The organism is Aquiflexum lacus (assembly GCF_015476655.1).
Lineage (GTDB): Bacteria > Bacteroidota > Bacteroidia > Cytophagales > Cyclobacteriaceae > Aquiflexum > Aquiflexum lacus.
On the sequence record NZ_JABFHF010000009.1, the window covers coordinates 25,416 to 42,156 of the forward strand.

Here is a 16,741-nt window from a genome sequence, read left to right on the forward strand (position 1 = left end):
ATTTCATGCATTTTGTTTGGTCTGATATGCCAAGGCATAGAGTTTCATTTGTTTGATCATAGCAGCCAATCCATTGGATCTTTGAGATCCGATGATATTTCCCATCCCTATTTTATCTATAAAGTCCAGCTGCGCATGGAGGATTTCCTGAGGTTTTCTTCCGGATAAAACCCTGATCAAAAGGCTGATCAAGCCTTTGGTGATATCAGTATTGGAGTCTGCCAGAAAGACTATTTTGTCCTCATTTTCTTGGGTAGTCAGCCAAACTTTGGATTGGCAACCTTTGATGATATTTTCCTCTGTTTTTTCTGATTCAGGAAACTCAGGCAGCTTGGCACCAAGTTCCATGATATAATAAATTGTAGATTCTTTATCATCTCCCAAGATGCCAAACTCGTCTATGATTTCGTTTTGTATATCTTGAATGGTGTTCATTTATTTTTGATTTTTGCGATTTTAGCCACTGCTGCGACTAAAACATCTATTTCTGATTTGGTATTGTAAACAGAAAAGGATGCTCTTACGGTTCCCTCTATCCCGAATCTCTGCATTAACGGTTGGGTACAATGGTGCCCGGTCCTAACAGCGATTCCATTGGCATCGAGCATCATTCCTACATCAAAAGGATGCATACCATTTAAATTGAAAGAGATGACACTGACTTTATCTTTTGCAGTACCTATGGGTATAAAACCTTTTATTTCTCCAAGTAAATCAGTAGCATAGCTTAATAGGTCATCTTCCTGTTTTTTGATATCAGATTTCCCAAGGTCATTGATAAATTCCAAAGCTTTTTGAAAAGCGATCACATCCGCTATATTGGGTGTCCCTGCTTCAAATTTAAAGGGAATATCGTTATAAGTGGTTTTGGCGAAGGTCACTTCTTTTATCATTTCCCCACCACCTTGGTAAGGGGGCATGGATTCAAGAATATTTCTTTTGCCATATAAAATCCCTAATCCTGTTGGGCCAAATAACTTGTGGGCTGAGAAAGCCAAAAAATCGCAATCCAAGTCCTGGACGTTCACATCAAGATGGCTTGTCGATTGAGCTCCGTCCAACAAAACTTTTGCCCCAAATCTATGCGCCTTTTGAATGATTTCTTTTACAGGGTTGATGGTGCCCAATGCATTAGATACATGTACTATGCTGACGAGTTTGGTATTTTCATTCAGCAGCTTATCAAATTCTTCCATGAGAATTTCTCCGGAATCATTTATAGGAATTATCTTTAATATTGCTTCTTTTTCTTCACAGAGCATTTGCCATGGAACAATATTGGCATGATGTTCCATAGTAGAGATTAAAATTTCATCTCCTTTGGTAATAAACTTTCTACCAAATGTTGCCGCAACCAAGTTGATACTTTCTGTGGTACCTTTGGTAAATATTATTTCCGCTTCTTCTTTGGCATTTATGTATTCTTTGATAAGCGTACGGGTCTTTTCATAATACCTTGTTGCCCGGTCAGCTAAAGTGTGCGCACCTCTGTGAATATTCGAATTGTCTAATTCGTAGTAGTTACTTAAAGCATCAAGCACTGCCTGAGGCTTTTGGGTAGTAGCTGCATTGTCCAAATAAACCAAAGGCTTCCCATTTACCTCTTGGTGAAGGATTGGAAATAAACTTCTTATATCTTCTAAGTTTATAGGCATATTTTAATCAAAAATTACTGCCCAATCTTTCCTGAACAATGTCGGTCAAATACTTTTTGAAACTTTCATCGGACACATGTTCCAAGACCTCTCCTGCAAAGGCAAATAAAAGCATTCCCTTTGCCTGATCTTTACTCAAGCCTCTTGCCCTTAGATAGAAAAGTGCCTCCTCATCCAATTGACCTGTGGTGCATCCATGAGAACATTTTACATCATCTGCCCAGATTTCCAATTGGGGTTTGGTATTGACCGTAGCGTCATCAGATAGCAGAATATTGTTGTTTTGTTGAAACGCATTTGTTTTCTGTGCATCCTGACGGACAAATATTTTCCCATTAAAGACCCCTCTGGAATTATCTGCCAATATACCTTTATAAAGTTCGTTGGATTCTGAATGCGGTTTGGTATGGTCCACATTTGTATGATTGTCCACATGTGTTTTGCCATTCAACAGGTAAAGTCCGTACATATTACCTTCACATCCTGAATCTAATAGGTTTAAAGTGAGGTTGTTTCTAACCATATCTCCTGACAAGGAGATCACTACAGAAGTGAATGTAGCATCTCGATGAATATCAGTCTCGAAATTATTGACTACTATTGAATTTCTATTTTCAGATTGATGCCTATTATAATGAACATGGGCATTCTGTCCTACTTTTATTTCTGTAACTACATTACATAAATAAGGAGACTCATCCAATGAAATTGTGTTTTCCAAAAATGAAACCTCTGCATTTTCCTCTACTTCGATCAAAATTCTTGGACTTATAACTTGGCCTTGATTGGCTTTGTTGAAGAACAGGAAAAAAACAGGTTTATCGATTTTATGATTTTTTTTCACTTTAATAAAAATCCCATCTTCAAAATAGATGTTATTCAAGCTGATAAACGGATCTTTCTCCGTCTTGGCTATGGTTCCCAATGATACCGGCATTGAATCATTTAGGGATGAAACCTCAATTCCTGTTTGATTTACTGATGAAAGGGATTTTTCATAATTACCATTGTTGAATACCAAAAGGTCTCCATCAAACCCTTCAAATAGATGGGATTGGATTAAATTTAAGTCAAGAACGGTTTTTTTAGATAATGAAAAATTATCGAGGGTCTGTTCTAGTTTTTTAGAAATGGATGTGAATTTATATTCTTCATCTTTTGAGGCAGGTAGACCATTACCTAATGTGATGGTTCTTCCTTTTTCCCTTAATTGAGGAAATGAATTAAAAGACGGAGCTTGATTTAAAATCAGCTCTGAAATTTTATTTTTGGTTAAGGTAGTCATGGATAAATTAAGATGGAGATTTTGGAAATGTTGATTAGACAGAAGCTGCTTTTACTTCCTCTTTGATCCAGTCATATCCTTTTTCTTCTAAATCAAGTGCCAAGTCTTTTGTGCCTGATTTTACAATTCTGCCATTGAAAAGCACATGCACAAAATCAGGAACTATATAATCCAAAAGCCTTTGATAATGTGTCACAACGATCGTGGCTGTTTCTGATGACTTGAGTTGATTGACTCCATTGGATACAATTCTAAGTGCATCTATATCCAAACCCGAATCTGTTTCATCCAAAATGGATAATGTGGGTTCCAACATGGCCATTTGAAAAATTTCATTTCTCTTTTTTTCACCACCGGAAAAGCCTTCGTTCAAAGAACGGCTCATTAATTTCTGATCAATTTCGACAAGCTTCATCTTTTCTTTCATCACAGAAAGAAATTTAACAGCATCCAAAGGATTCAAACCACGGTATTCCCTCACTTGATTAACAGCGGTCCGAAGAAAATTGGTTGTACTGACTCCGGGAATTTCTACAGGATATTGGAATGCCAAAAACACACCTTCTCTAGCTCTTTCTTCAGGAGCCAAAGCCAAAAGATCTTTCCCTTTGAACAAAACTTCACCCTCGGTTACTTCATATTCTTCCCTTCCGGCCAATACAGAAGCCAAGGTTGATTTACCTGAACCGTTTGGCCCCATGATAGCATGAACCTCTCCGGCTTTCACTTCCAAATTTATTCCTCTTAAAATAGGAGCTCCATCTATGGAGGCATGTAAATTTTTTATGACTAACATTTCAATCTTATATTTTTATTGTTTTCAGTCCACCACAGGAGACTAGTTTTTTTCAATAATTATTACCCAACTGAACCTTCCAATGTGAGCGCTAATAGCTTCTGTGCTTCTACCGCAAACTCCATGGGTAGTTGGTTAAGCACTTCTTTGGCATATCCGTTGACAATTAATGCTACCGCGTCTTCGGTTGAAATCCCTCTTTGATTACAATAGAATAGCTGATCTTCTCCAATTTTGGAAGTAGTCGCCTCGTGTTCTACTTGAGCACTTGAATTTTGTATATCAATATAAGGGAAGGTATGTGCACCGCATTTGCTTCCCATCAACAATGAGTCACATTGAGAAAAATTACGGGAATTTGTTGCCCGCTTCATTACCTGAACTTGTCCACGGTATGAGTTCTGAGAATGACCTGCTGAGATACCTTTCGATACAATTCTGGAACGGGTGTTTTTACCGATATGAATCATTTTTGTACCTGTATCTGCCTGTTGATAATTATTGGTTACAGCCACTGAATAAAACTCGCCGACTGAGTAATCACCTTTAAGTATGCAAGAAGGATATTTCCAAGTAACCGCTGAACCTGTTTCTACTTGAGTCCAGGAGATTTTTGAATGATCGCCGGCACAAATCCCTCTTTTGGTTACAAAGTTGTATATACCACCTTTACCTTCCTTATCACCCGGGAACCAATTTTGAACTGTAGAGTATTTTACTTCAGCATTTTTGGCTGCGTAGATTTCCACTACAGCCGCGTGAAGTTGATTTTCATCTCTTTGCGGCGCAGTGCATCCTTCCAAATATGAAACATATGACCCTTCCTCAGCGATAATTAAAGTTCTTTCAAACTGTCCTGTATTGGCAGCATTGATCCTAAAGTAAGTTGATAACTCCATAGGGCACCTGACACCACTTGGGATATAGCAAAATGATCCATCAGAAAATACAGCTGAGTTGAGAGCTGCATAATAATTATCATTGATAGGCACCACTGAACCTAAATATTTTTTCACCAATTCAGGGTGCTCTTTTACAGCTTCACTGAAGGAGCAGAAAATGATACCTAATTTTGAAAGGGTTGCTTTGAAAGTTGTACCGACTGACACCGAGTCAAGGACTGCATCTACAGCTATACCCTGCAATCTCTTTTGTTCATTTAAAGAAATACCTAATCTTTCATAGATCTGAAGTAACTCAGGATCTATTTCATCAAGATTTTTGGGTTTGTTTTTCTGTTTTGGTGCAGAATAGTATTTCAATGACTGAAGGTTGATTTTCGGATAACGAACATTGGCCCATTCAGGCTCAATCATTGTTAACCAATTCCTAAAAGCCTTGAGTCTCCATTCCAATAACCATTCAGGTTCTTCTTTTTTTGCAGAAATCCATCTTATTATACCTTCATCAAGTCCAGCAGGTGCTTCATCTGCTTCCAGATTAACCGACCAGCCATGTTCATATTCCTTTGATGTAAATTCCTCTAAAATTTGATTGTCTTTGCTCATGTGGTTGAGTTATTTAGACTAATTATAGTTTGTCGTGCGAAGATACAACATTAAACCAATTTATTATGTTCAGGGTCATCTGAAATTTCTATAGGTTTTAGGAAAAAAGCATAGTATGTAGCTGTTAATCAGTACAATAAAAAAAATAAAGGTCAGGTTTTAAAATCCTGACCTAAAAAATAAAATTATATTTAATCTTGAAATAAACATAATATAAATTAAATTAGATTTAATCTAAATTAGGTTATTTCAATCCTTAAACAAGGAATTCACTGACTTTAGTCAATCTTTTTGTCAAAAAACTGAATAGGCCTATTAATGCTTTCTTCGAGTACAATCAAAGTTTCGGTTCTATCTATGCCCTCGACTTTTTGGATTTTATCCAATACTGTTCGAAGGTGATTGGTATCCTTACAAATGATTTTAGCAAAGATGCTGTAATTACCTGTAGTGTAATAAGCATTGATAACCTCAGAAATCTCTTTCAATCTGTCAATGACTGTATCATAAAGAGAACTTTTTTCAAGGTAGATTCCCAAAAAAGCTGAAATATCATAACCTAGTTTTGAGAAATCTATATTGAGCGTGGCACTTTTAACAATTCCCATATCCTCAAGTTTTCTCATCCTGACGTGTACAGTTCCTGAGGAGACATAGACTTTTTTGGCGATTTCGGTGTAGGGCGTTTTTGCATCATCATTCAATAATGAAATGATCTTGAGATCCACATTATCAATATCTAAAATTTTGTCCATTTTTTTTGGGTTAATTTGAGTCTATGTTAATTATTTGGCAGGTAAATTATGAAATACTTAAAAAATACCAAAATAAATTTTTCAATTTGTAAAAATGGGCAAAATGCATTTACTTTGGTGGCGTTGTTTGAGAATTACAGAAAATTTGGTCAAATATTGTTTTAATCAAATAAATAATTGAAAAACTCAATTTTATGTGATTTTCTACAACTTAATTTTAGAAACTTTTAATCTCTAAAGTTATATTTGGGTTTATATTCTAAAAAGGGTCTTGCCATTGGCAAGACTTTTTTGTGCTCAAAAAAATATTTGAACAACAAAAATTTGCATTTGAAAATATTTTATCTGTATATTTGTACAACTCAAATGCAAAACCCATGAACAAACTATTCGGAATACTGCTTTTATTTTTCGGAATAACGATCATCTCGCATCAACAAATCTTAGCATCTAATTTGATCAACAATGATGCGGATTCTAAAAAAACCATGAACTCCTCCAATGATGGAGTTAATGAAAATGTCTCCATTATTCCTCTAGGTGAATCTGAAAATCTTGCTTCTTTATCAGAAGAAGAATTTGGCACCAATTATTTTTATTACTCTCAGTGGACGTGGTCCGAATCAACACTTGAAATGTTGGATAAAAGTTCAGCATTTATTTTCCGATCAAAAAAGAGTTCTGAAATAGAAGAATTACGGGTTTTGGTCAGCATTAATGACAAGGGAAAATTGATAGGTTACAAGGTCTTGAACGAAGAAGCCGATAAGGGTTTGATTGAGAGAGTAGGATATGTTTTGAGAAAAATGCCAAGGGCTATTCCTGTTCCAGGCTTTGATAATTATGAAGGGATGAATTTTGAATTGATGATCGGTTCTTAAAAGAAAGGTTGTTTGATTAGTTTAATTTCCCCGATGTATTATTCATTGGGGATTTTTTTTTTGAGCGGTTAGGAAGAGGAAAAGGCAAATCCTAATTTTATCCTGAACAACAAACAATAATTATGAAGAAATACTTACTCTTATTGACGGGTTTTTCACTTTTGACATATGGTTCATCTTTAGCCCAAGAATCATCATATGTTGACCAGAAAAAGTGGCCTGAACAAGATGAAAAAGCTAAATTTTATACCATTTCAGGTGAAAGGCACGGTCAGTCTTTTTTCAAAAAACATCAATTCCCAGAAGTTCAGTATGAAGCAGGAGAAAAGCTGACTTTTGATATTTACCATACACCTGATGTTATGTACCATTGGTACAGACTTTGGGCTGAAAAGTATCCCGACATCACAGAACTGTATGAGGTTGCAAAATCATTTGAGGGAAGACCGATATTGCAAATGACGATTACCAACAAAAAAACAGGCAAACATACAGATAAGCCGGCGGCATATTTTGAAGGTGGTAGACATGGGGGAGAGGTGACTGCAAGTGAAGCGGTTTTTTGGTTGACAAATCACCTTTTGGAAAACTACGGCAAAGACCCCAAAATCACCAAACTGATTGATACAAAAACAATATATGTTCGTCCACAGAACAACCCTGATGGTACAAATATGTACTTGTTTTCAGAACAAAGAAACCGAAGTACTGTCAGGCCATATGATGTGGATGGAGATGGATTATATGATGAGGATCCTGAAGAAGACCTGAATGGTGATGGCGTTATCCATATGATGAGGAAAAAGGCTGTTACTGAAGAGGAAAAGGAAAAAGCCAATTTCATTATTGATCCAAAGGATTCTAAGGGCAGATTGATGAAGCGAGTCCTTGAAGGCAAAGGAGATTATTTGATGTATTCAGAAGGTATAGATAATGATGGGGACGGCAGATACAATGAAGATGGAATAGGGGGACTTGATCTTCACCGAAATTATCCGGAGAATTGGAGACCTGACAATAGGGGAGATGCAACAGGAAGAGGATATACCCAATTTGGTGCGGGTGAATACCCCCTAAGTGAAATTGAGACAAGATCTACTGTCCTATGGTTACTTTCGCATCCCAATATCTCTGTGGTCAATTCCTTGGATACCCGGGTACCAATGCACCTTAGACCACCGTCCACTTCTTCTAGTGAGGAATCAATGTTCCTTAAGGATAGATTGATTTATGAGTATTATGACAGTTTGGGTATGACAATCACCGGATATCCATGGGCAGGAGATGTTTATCAGACTTATAGTACAAGAGGAAAAGTGAACCGGTTGACCGGAGATCCTCTCAAGCCCAATCCTTTATTTGGTCATGGACCTGACTTTGGGTACTTCTATTATGGAGCTGTTTGGTATGGAGATGAATTGTGGAACAATGGTGCTATGAAGGATTACGACGGAGATGGGGCTTATGATGATTATGATGCTATAAGATGGGATGATGAGGAAAACCAATCAAGAGGTTTTAAAGCTTGGGAAAAATTCGATCATCCTCAATTGGGAGAAGTAGAAATAGGTGGATTCCATCCGAAGTTCTTTTCACAAAACGGTCCTCCTTGGCAATTGGAAGGATGGATTAAAAAGCAATCACTTTTTAATTTAGCGATGGCTCTCGATCTTCCCCAGATTGAAATTAAAGATGTGAAAGTTACCAAATCTGGAAATGAACACGTAGTGACTGTTACTTGGACAAATTCAGGTAATCTTCCTGTTGCACTTGATCAGGCCAAAAGAGTCAAAATTGTCAAAGAAGACAGGTTGATATTGGAATTCGACAAGGAATTGACAAAAGGACATGAAAATGCCATCGTACAGATCACTTCACCTGACTTGTATGACAAGACGATTTATGCAGGATACACCGAATCAGGAGAAACCAAAGAGGCAACTTTCAGGATAAAGGTAAATCAAAAAGATCCTGTGAAAGCTACTTTGAAACTTTTGTCCACTAGAGGTGGCTATCTGGAAAGAGAAATTACTTTGAATTAATCGGAGGAGATTTAATCAAATTTTTCCTAGAAGTTAGAAATAATTAAATGCCATAGTTCAAAAGGAATCCTGAAACCATATCAGGATTCCTTTTATTGTTTTTTGCTTATTTCCGTAATTTTTATACAAAATGAAATTGGATGAAAATACTTTTGACTTTTCACTAACTCACTCTAGGTCCAATTTGGAATGATCAAAAGTTGCTATTTTTTTTACTATAAGACATACTGGTTTTCTCCCAAAAGATGGCACAGGTTTAAAAGAGATTTTTTTTAACCCTTAATAAATCCATTGAAATAAAATAAACCATGAACCATTTAATCTTTTTTTAATTTGGTTTGAAATTAAAATAGTTGAAATGGGAAAATTCAATATTAGTATTTGGGTATCAATAATATTTTTGGGAGCAATTGGTAGCCTTAATGCACAGCAGAAAAGATCATTGACGCATTTTGATTATGACGGTTGGGAGTCTGTATCCTCTGAAAAAATATCCAAGAATGGGGCATGGGTTGGTTATGAAATCAATCCTCAAGAAGGAGATGGGAGAATGGAAATCCTGAATTACCAAAACGAAAATCAAAAAATTATTTTTCCAAGAGCCAAAGGGCTTTATTTTTCCAATAATAATGAATTTGCAATTGGCAAGATTAACCCTCAATATGATAGTGTGCGATTCCTAAAACTCAAGAAAACCAAGCCGGAAAATTTGCCCAAGGATAGTCTATTTATTCTTAACCTAAATAACCGGGAGTTACAGAAGCTTGCAAGGGTCAAATCATTTTCGCTTCCTGAAAATAAAGGGAATTGGTTAGCCATCCATTTTGAAAAAGAGCTTCCTCAAAAGGAAGATAAGGTTACAAATGCTGATACTACGAGCCTAAACAACTTGGCCAAAGAAAAGCCAAAGAGAAGTGACGGAACCAAACTTTTGGTCATGAGTTTGGAGGAAGATACAAAATTTGAATTCCAAAGGGTCAAAAATTACGGGTTTTCTGAAGACGGAGAATTTCTTTTTTATATCAAGGCGCAAGAAGATACACTTATGAATACTGGAATATTCCTGCTCAGCCTCAAAACAGGTGTTTCCAAAATAATTGATGTTAAAAAAACAGATTATTTCAGTCCTGTTTTCTCTTCTGCTAATAAATTTTTGAGTTACCTCACAACCGAGGATTCACTCAAATCAAAAAAACCATATTACGATCTATTTTTGTATGATATTCAAAGAGAATCTAATCAAAAGGTCGCTGGAAAAGAATCTCCTGGAATAGAAGGTAGGGTCAGCAAGGATGGTAAGTTGTTCTTTTCAGAGGATGAAAGCAGATTGTTTTTTGGGACTTCTACGGATTATGTATCATATTCCTATGAAAATGATTCTACTATCCTTGACGAGGATAGAGTCAGTTTGGATATCTGGGGATGGCAGGAAAATGACATTCAGCCGATGCAACTAAAAAACAGGGAAAGGGATGAAAACAAGACTTTTCTTACCATGTTTAACCTGAAATCAAAAAAAATCATTGTTATAGGAGATAATCAAGTTTCCAAGATCAATATTGATTCAAAAGCAAGATCCAAATACGGAATTGGATTGGATGACGGTCCTTACCGTAGGAATTATAGTTGGGATATTCAAATAGGACAGGACTTGTATTTAGTTGACTTAGAGACCGGTACTAAATCCCTTATCCAAAAGGATGTCTCAGGCAACCCTCAGCTTTCACCCAATTTTAAATATATCTATTGGTATGATAATAGAGACAGTTCCTGGGTTTCATATAATATTTTGGAAAAAAACTTCAATAATCTGACCAAGGAATTGGATAATAGTTTTTTTAATGAACAGCATGATTCTCCATCCCTTCCTTCTAGTTATGGTGCAGCCGGATGGCTTAAGGGAGACGTGGGCTTTCTTGTATATGATAAATATGATATTTGGAAAATTGACCCCACAGGCAAAAACGTACCTGTAAATCTCACTTTAGGGCAAGGAAGAAATACCCAAATTTCCCTAAGAAGAGTGGAATTAGAAAAAGAAGAAGAGGGTATAGATCCTGCCAAGCCATTTATTCTTTCTGCTTTTCATGAAAAGAATAAAAAAAGTGGTTTCGTTAAAGGTGATATTTTCGGTCTTAAATTACCGGAAGAAATTTTGTTTTCAGATCATCGCTATTTCGGATTAAAGAAAGCTGAAAATGGAGATAGTTTTTTGGTTAGAAGATCAACTTTTCAAGAATATGCAGATGTTTTTGCCATGGATATTGAAATGGCCTCTTTGAGAAAATTATCCTCAGCAAATCCACAGCAAGCAAATGTGAAATGGGGTTCGGTAGAATTAGTTGATTTTATAGCCAATGACGGGACACCACTTCAAGGTCTTCTTTTCAAACCCGAAGACTTTGACCCCAATAAAAAATATCCCATGATTTCATATTTCTATGAGAGAAATTCAGATGGGTTGCATAATTATCGACCTCCTGCACCAAGTGCTTCTACAATCAATATCACTTATTTCGTAAGCAATGATTATTTGGTGTTTGTTCCGGATATTAAATATGATCTTGGACTTCCAGGTCCTAGCGCATACAATTGTATCATACCCGGGGTTCAATCTATAATAGCAAGGGGATATGTAGATGCAGAAAATATGGCAATCCAAGGACAAAGTTGGGGAGGTTATCAAGTGGCGCATTTGATTACAAGAACCAACATGTTTAAAGCAGCAGGCGCCGGTGCACCTGTTGTAAACATGACTTCAGCTTACGGTGGCATCAGATGGGGGACAGGGATGAGTCGAATGTTCCAATACGAACAGACTCAATCAAGAATCGGTGGGACCTTATGGGAAAAGCCAATTTATTATCTGGAAAACTCACCTTTATTTTTTATGGATAGGGTAATGACTCCGGTTTTGATCATGCACAATGATGAAGATGGTGCTGTACCTTGGTATCAAGGAATTGAAATGTTTATGGCAATGAAGCGACTAAATAAGCCCGCATGGTTGCTTCAGTACAATGGTGAGGATCATAATCTTAGGCTTCGGAAAAACAGAAAAGATCTTTCTATTCGGCTTTCCCAGTTTTTTGACCATTATTTAAAAGGAGCGCCTTTGCCCCTTTGGATGACAGAAGGTATTCCTGCTGTAGAAAAAGGAAGAACGCTCAAATATGAACTGTCCGAAGAAGAAAGATAAATGGTATATAGATAGGGGATTTTATGTTTGAAAAAACTTGCTGCTCTTATTCAATTGAAGTTTGTAGATCATGGGTATGATAGAGATGTTTCCACTCCATCCATGATATTATGATAGTCCAAAATTAAATTCAAATAAAAAGTTCGAATCATCTTCTGAGGTACCTTCTGAGCATTACCTGAAAGTTGACAAGGACATCTGGATTTAAAAGCTTATTCGTCATGGTATTACCATCAATTTCAGAACCCATCATTGTCATAACATTTATCTCAAAAGCGAGATCCCATTCGTATTCAAGATTGGTGCTTATTCCCATTTTAAAGGGAAAATACGCAGTAGCTGTTGTCTGATTCGATCTTTCCACAAAGCCTTGGACAAAAATACCGTTTTCAATTACACCATCCCGGAGCACTCTTTGGGCTCTTTGGGAGTACAGTCCTCCAACACCAAGTCCTATGTAATAATTGACGGGTTCTCCTGCCTGTCCTGCTTTATTTGGATTGAGATGTATAATTGGCATCACATCTAAGAAAAAAGCATTGCCCTTGAAGTAATAGGCTTGTCCATTATTTCCCCACTCGACAACAATTGGAGTGTTTAAGGGCCTAAATTCACCACTATTAAGTATTTGACCGCCAATGGAAGTCCTTAAATCAATTTTATTGGACAATTCTTTGGAATACGCTACAGAAAAAGCAGGCAAGGTTTTGAACTGCATGTATTTATAAATGCCTGCATTGTCGGCATAAATCATTCCTAATCCAAAACCTGCAGAAAGATGATCCCTTGATTTTTGAGCATTTATATTCCCTATGAAGAGAATTGAAAAAAGACATGATAGCAAAAACCTGTACATAATTTAATATCTAATAATTCAAGGTGGCAATATACAAGAATTGTTCCTCAATTTCACAAAATGAAAATTAGAAAATCATTGCTGCAAAATTGTTTTTTTTTTAGCTAAATCTATTTTATAGACTTCAAGTAATTGTTTTTCTAAGGTTTTTACTTGCTGCTTTTCCAATATTCCTTATTCATGGTCACAATGTGGGAAATTGAAATGCTTTGCGGACAGACTGCCTCACATGCTTCTGTAAAAGAACAAGCACCAAAACCTTCTTTATCCATTTGTTCTACCATAGCAACAGCCCTCTTTTTGGCTTCAATTTTTCCTTGAGGCAGCATGGAAAGATGGCTTATTTTTGCCGAAGTGAACAGTGCTGCACTCGCATTTTTACAGACAGCTACACAGGCACCACATCCTATGCAGGAAGCAGCATCAAATGCTTTTTCGGCCTCTTCATGCCCAATGAGTATTCCGTTGGCCTCAGGTGCCTGACCGGTATTGACACTGATATAGCCACCTTTTGCAATAATCCGGTCGAATGCTGTACGGTCCACACAGAGGTCTTTTTTGATGGGAAAAGCTTTGGCTCGGAATGGTTCGAGATTAAGAACATCTCCGTCTTTGAAACTTCTTAAATGGGTCTGACAGGTTGTGGCATGTTCTTCAGGGCTTTGGACATGACCGTTGATTACAAATCCGCACTGACCGCAAATACCTTCTCTGCAATCCGAATCAAATGCAACCGGGTCTTTCCTGTTTTTGATCAATTTATCATTCAAATGATCGAGCATTTCAGGCACAGACATATGACTGTCGAGATCCTCGAGTAAATAGGTTTCAAACTTTCCTTTTGCTTGTACATTGGATTGTCTCCAAATATTTAGGGTCAATTTCATATTGCTCATTTATAACTTCTTTCACTGATTTGGATAGCTTCAAAATCAAGTAGTTCTTTATGCAATTTGTATTCACCCTCCGAGGTGCTTTCCCAAACAGACACATATTTAAATTCCTGGTCATTTCTTTTTGCTTCCCCCTCATTTGTTTGATGTTCCACACGGAAATGGGCGCCACATGATTCTTCTCTCTGAAGAGCATCTTCTACTATCAATTGGGCCAATTCTAAATAATCTTCGACCCGCCCAGCCTTCTCCAACTCAAAATTGATCACATCTGATGAACCTGATACAATCAGGTCCTTGTAAAAGGATTCCTGCAGGGCTTTCAGTTCTTTCTGGGCTTCCAATAATTCTGATCTTTTTCTTGAGAGGCCACACTTGGTGTATAGTACTTTTCCCAATGCTTTATGAAATTCTTCTGCAGTGGTATTCCCTTGTATGGATAAAAGTTTTGCCATTCGTTGCTCAGTGTCTTGGATTGATTTTTCTGAATTTGCTGAGGTCTTGTTTTGAATAGGCTTTTCACCCGCCAGGTAATTCATGACCGTGTGGGGAGCAATAAAATAGCCATCTACGCAAGCCTGTAATAGGGAATTGGCACCAAGCCTGTTTGCCCCATGATCGGCAAAGTTGGCTTCCCCCAATACAAACAGCCCTTCCAAATTGCTCATCAATTCATAATCGACCCATAATCCCCCCATCGAAAAATGAGCCGACGGAGAAATCATCATGGGTTCGGAATAAGCATCCATTCCGGTGATTTTTTTATACATGCCAAATAGATTACCGTATTTCTTGGCAATAACCTCTTTGCCGTCTCTTTGAATCGCGTCACTGAAATCAAGGTAAACTGCATTTCTGAGAGGTCCGATTCCATGACCGGCATCAATCTGTTCCTTGGCCGCTCTTGAAGAGATGTCCCTTGGGGCAAGATTGCCAAATGAAGGATACTTCCTTTCCAAATAGTAGTCTCTTTCTGCTTCGGGTATTTCTCGGGCAGATCTGGTTTCTCCTGCCTTTTTAGGAACCCAAATCCTGCCATCGTTTCTAAGCGATTCAGACATCAGCGTCAATTTGGACTGATATTCACCCATTTGTGGAAGCGAGGTAGGATGAAATTGGGTCCAACTCGGAGCTGCAAAAAATGCCCCTTTTTTGTGGGCACGCCAAATGGCAGTCGCATTGCAGTTCATGGCCAATGTGGAGAGATAATAGATTTTCCCATATCCTCCAGTAGCCAAAATTACTGCATCGGCCATGTGATTTTTGACCTGGCCGTTATCCAGATTTCTGCTTACTATTCCTTTCGCTTTCCCTTCTTCCAGAATAAGATCCAACATCTCGTGCCTTGTATGGATGGTCAATAAACCAACCTCGGATTGACGGATAAGTGCTTGATAGGCACCTTGCAGCAATTGCTGTCCTGTTTGACCTCGGGCGTAGAATGTTCTGCTGACCTGTACCCCACCGAAAGACCTGTTGCTAAGGTAGCCGCTGTATTCTCTTGCAAATGGAACACCCTGCGCAACAGCTTGGTCTATCAATCCCAGAGAGCATTCTGCCATCCGGTACACATTTGCTTCTCTGGAACGGAAATCCCCTCCTTTGACAGTATCATAAAACATGCGCCAAATACTGTCCCCATCATTTTTATAATCCTTGGCCGCATTGATTCCTCCCTGTGCTGCTACACTGTGCGCCCTTCTTGGGGATTCATGAAAAGTAAAGACCTCTACCTGAAATCCAAGTTCTGATAGACTAGATGAAACTGACGAACCCGCTAGACCTGTTCCCACAACGATGACTTTATATTTCCGTCTATTCGAAGGGTTTATAAGTTTACAATTGGCTTTGTATTGGGTCCATTTTTCCTGAATTGGACCTGGAGGGACTTTGGAATTTAGCATGCTACAATATAAAAATTTAGTTTTTAATCAGAAAAATGAATTTGCTTATTCTAAAAAAAAGAGTGCGGATTTTGAATTCCTGACCCGAGTATATATCAGTTTCTATTTATTTGTTTTCTTCCAACTCAAATCTGGCCAAAGGCGCCATCTTTGCTTTGTTCAGGGAGAGGGTACCTTCAGAAATGCTGTAATTATCTACTTTTGAAATCATTTCAAGAAACATTCTTTCAGTTTCCATGTCCTCGCATGCCATCATAGTTGCGCCAGCATTTCCGAAACTTATTCTATTTCCCTCTTTTAATTCATAGGAACCAAAAATATTGTTACAGGATCCATTTCCGGAAAAGGTGGATGTTTCCATGTTGAAAAGGAGGAAAGCTTCTTTGTCACCTTCTTTTATCTCGATAGGTTTTTCCATCAGTTCTTTCAGAATCCAATTTTTATCTTCCAGTCTTGGATCAACAGGATTTTTGGCCAATTTATAGTTTTCGGCTAAATCTCCAGTGATTCTATTTCCTTCTCGGTCCAGATGGAAAAGTACATTTTCTCCCACCTGATATTGTTGTGAGTTCCCATCTTTGGTTTCCAAGGTAACCTTACTGCCAGCTTCGTTCCAAAGAAAGATTCCTTCATCAAAAAAATAATTATCATCCTTGCCAAGGTACCTTATTGACCTTTGGAAAGTTTCATCGGACTTTAAAGTAATGGAAGTTTCTATTCCCTCACAATCTGCACAAGGGGTAGTTCCTTTGTACACCCCTTTCCAGTCGAGGCTGTTTCTGCTGTTGCTTGCCATAGATGGGTTAATCTCCAAAATTTCCTCTTTCTCTACGACTTTTTTTGAACTGCATGAAAAGGACATCAATACTATGATGATCGAAGATAAAAAGACCTTGTTTTTCATAAAGTGAATTTTTCTATTTTTCTCCAAAATATCAACCAATTTAAAAAATGTAGCCATATAAAA

13 protein-coding genes are annotated in these 16,741 nt (G+C 37.5%); 3 read left to right on the forward strand and 10 right to left on the reverse strand.

Annotated features, from left to right (window positions below; translation table 11 throughout):
• Positions 1 to 3: 3 nt before the first annotated feature.
• From HMJ38_RS09945 to HMJ38_RS09970, 6 genes are all read right to left on the reverse strand, one after another.
• Positions 4 to 435, reverse strand: coding sequence for a SufE family protein (locus HMJ38_RS09945; protein WP_194974244.1), 432 nt, complete (start codon positions 433 to 435; stop codon positions 4 to 6).
• The gene (locus tag HMJ38_RS09950) at positions 432 to 1,655 is read right to left on the reverse strand and encodes a cysteine desulfurase (protein WP_228779987.1); all 1,224 of its coding nucleotides are present in this window, start codon (positions 1,653 to 1,655) and stop codon (positions 432 to 434) included. Before HMJ38_RS09950 ends, HMJ38_RS09945 begins: the two co-directional genes overlap by 4 nt.
• Positions 1,656 to 1,662: 7 nt before the next feature.
• Complete coding sequence (gene sufD / locus HMJ38_RS09955; RefSeq protein WP_194974245.1) at positions 1,663 to 2,940, reverse strand: Fe-S cluster assembly protein SufD; 1,278 nt, start codon at positions 2,938 to 2,940, stop codon at positions 1,663 to 1,665.
• A 34-nt stretch (positions 2,941 to 2,974) separates the two neighbouring features.
• The gene (gene sufC, locus HMJ38_RS09960) at positions 2,975 to 3,736 is read right to left on the reverse strand and encodes a Fe-S cluster assembly ATPase SufC (protein WP_194974246.1); all 762 of its coding nucleotides are present in this window, start codon (positions 3,734 to 3,736) and stop codon (positions 2,975 to 2,977) included.
• Positions 3,737 to 3,798: 62 nt separating this feature from the next.
• Entirely contained in the window at positions 3,799 to 5,244 is a 1,446-nt protein-coding gene (gene sufB / locus HMJ38_RS09965) for a Fe-S cluster assembly protein SufB (protein ID WP_194974247.1), read from the reverse strand.
• A 278-nt stretch (positions 5,245 to 5,522) separates the two neighbouring features.
• Positions 5,523 to 5,999: an Lrp/AsnC ligand binding domain-containing protein gene (locus HMJ38_RS09970; RefSeq protein WP_194974248.1), complete on the reverse strand. Its 477-nt coding sequence runs from the start codon at positions 5,997 to 5,999 to the stop codon at positions 5,523 to 5,525.
• Positions 6,000 to 6,376: 377 nt separating this feature from the next.
• On the opposite strand from HMJ38_RS09970, the gene HMJ38_RS09975 reads away from it, so the two are divergent.
• The 3 genes from HMJ38_RS09975 to HMJ38_RS09985 all read left to right on the forward strand — a co-directional run bounded on the left by HMJ38_RS09975 (position 6,377) and on the right by HMJ38_RS09985 (position 12,121).
• A complete protein-coding gene (locus tag HMJ38_RS09975) occupies positions 6,377 to 6,880 on the forward strand; it encodes a hypothetical protein (protein ID WP_194974249.1) in 504 nt (167 codons plus the stop codon).
• Positions 6,881 to 7,002: 122 nt separating this feature from the next.
• Positions 7,003 to 8,922, forward strand: a complete 1,920-nt coding sequence (locus HMJ38_RS09980; protein ID WP_194974250.1) for a M14 family metallopeptidase — start codon at positions 7,003 to 7,005, stop codon at positions 8,920 to 8,922.
• A gap of 358 nt (positions 8,923 to 9,280) precedes the next feature.
• Positions 9,281 to 12,121 carry an alpha/beta hydrolase family protein gene (locus tag HMJ38_RS09985; RefSeq protein WP_194974251.1) on the forward strand — a complete coding sequence of 947 codons (2,841 nt, stop codon included), beginning with the start codon at positions 9,281 to 9,283 and terminating at the stop codon, positions 12,119 to 12,121.
• A gap of 148 nt (positions 12,122 to 12,269) precedes the next feature.
• Here HMJ38_RS09985 and HMJ38_RS09990 read toward each other — a convergent pair whose 3' ends face one another.
• From HMJ38_RS09990 to HMJ38_RS10005, 4 genes are all read right to left on the reverse strand, one after another.
• Positions 12,270 to 12,977 (reverse strand): hypothetical protein, encoded by a 708-nt coding sequence (locus tag HMJ38_RS09990; RefSeq protein ID WP_194974252.1) that lies wholly within the window; start codon positions 12,975 to 12,977, stop codon positions 12,270 to 12,272.
• 149 nt (positions 12,978 to 13,126) lie between these two features.
• Positions 13,127 to 13,864, reverse strand: a complete 738-nt coding sequence (locus HMJ38_RS09995; protein WP_194974253.1) for a succinate dehydrogenase/fumarate reductase iron-sulfur subunit — start codon at positions 13,862 to 13,864, stop codon at positions 13,127 to 13,129.
• A gap of 5 nt (positions 13,865 to 13,869) precedes the next feature.
• On the reverse strand, positions 13,870 to 15,774 hold the full coding sequence (locus tag HMJ38_RS10000; RefSeq protein ID WP_194974254.1) for a fumarate reductase/succinate dehydrogenase flavoprotein subunit: 1,905 nt from the start codon (positions 15,772 to 15,774) through the stop codon (positions 13,870 to 13,872).
• A gap of 106 nt (positions 15,775 to 15,880) precedes the next feature.
• Positions 15,881 to 16,678, reverse strand: a complete 798-nt coding sequence (locus HMJ38_RS10005; RefSeq protein WP_194974255.1) for a copper resistance protein NlpE N-terminal domain-containing protein — start codon at positions 16,676 to 16,678, stop codon at positions 15,881 to 15,883.
• Positions 16,679 to 16,741: the final 63 nt, after the last annotated feature.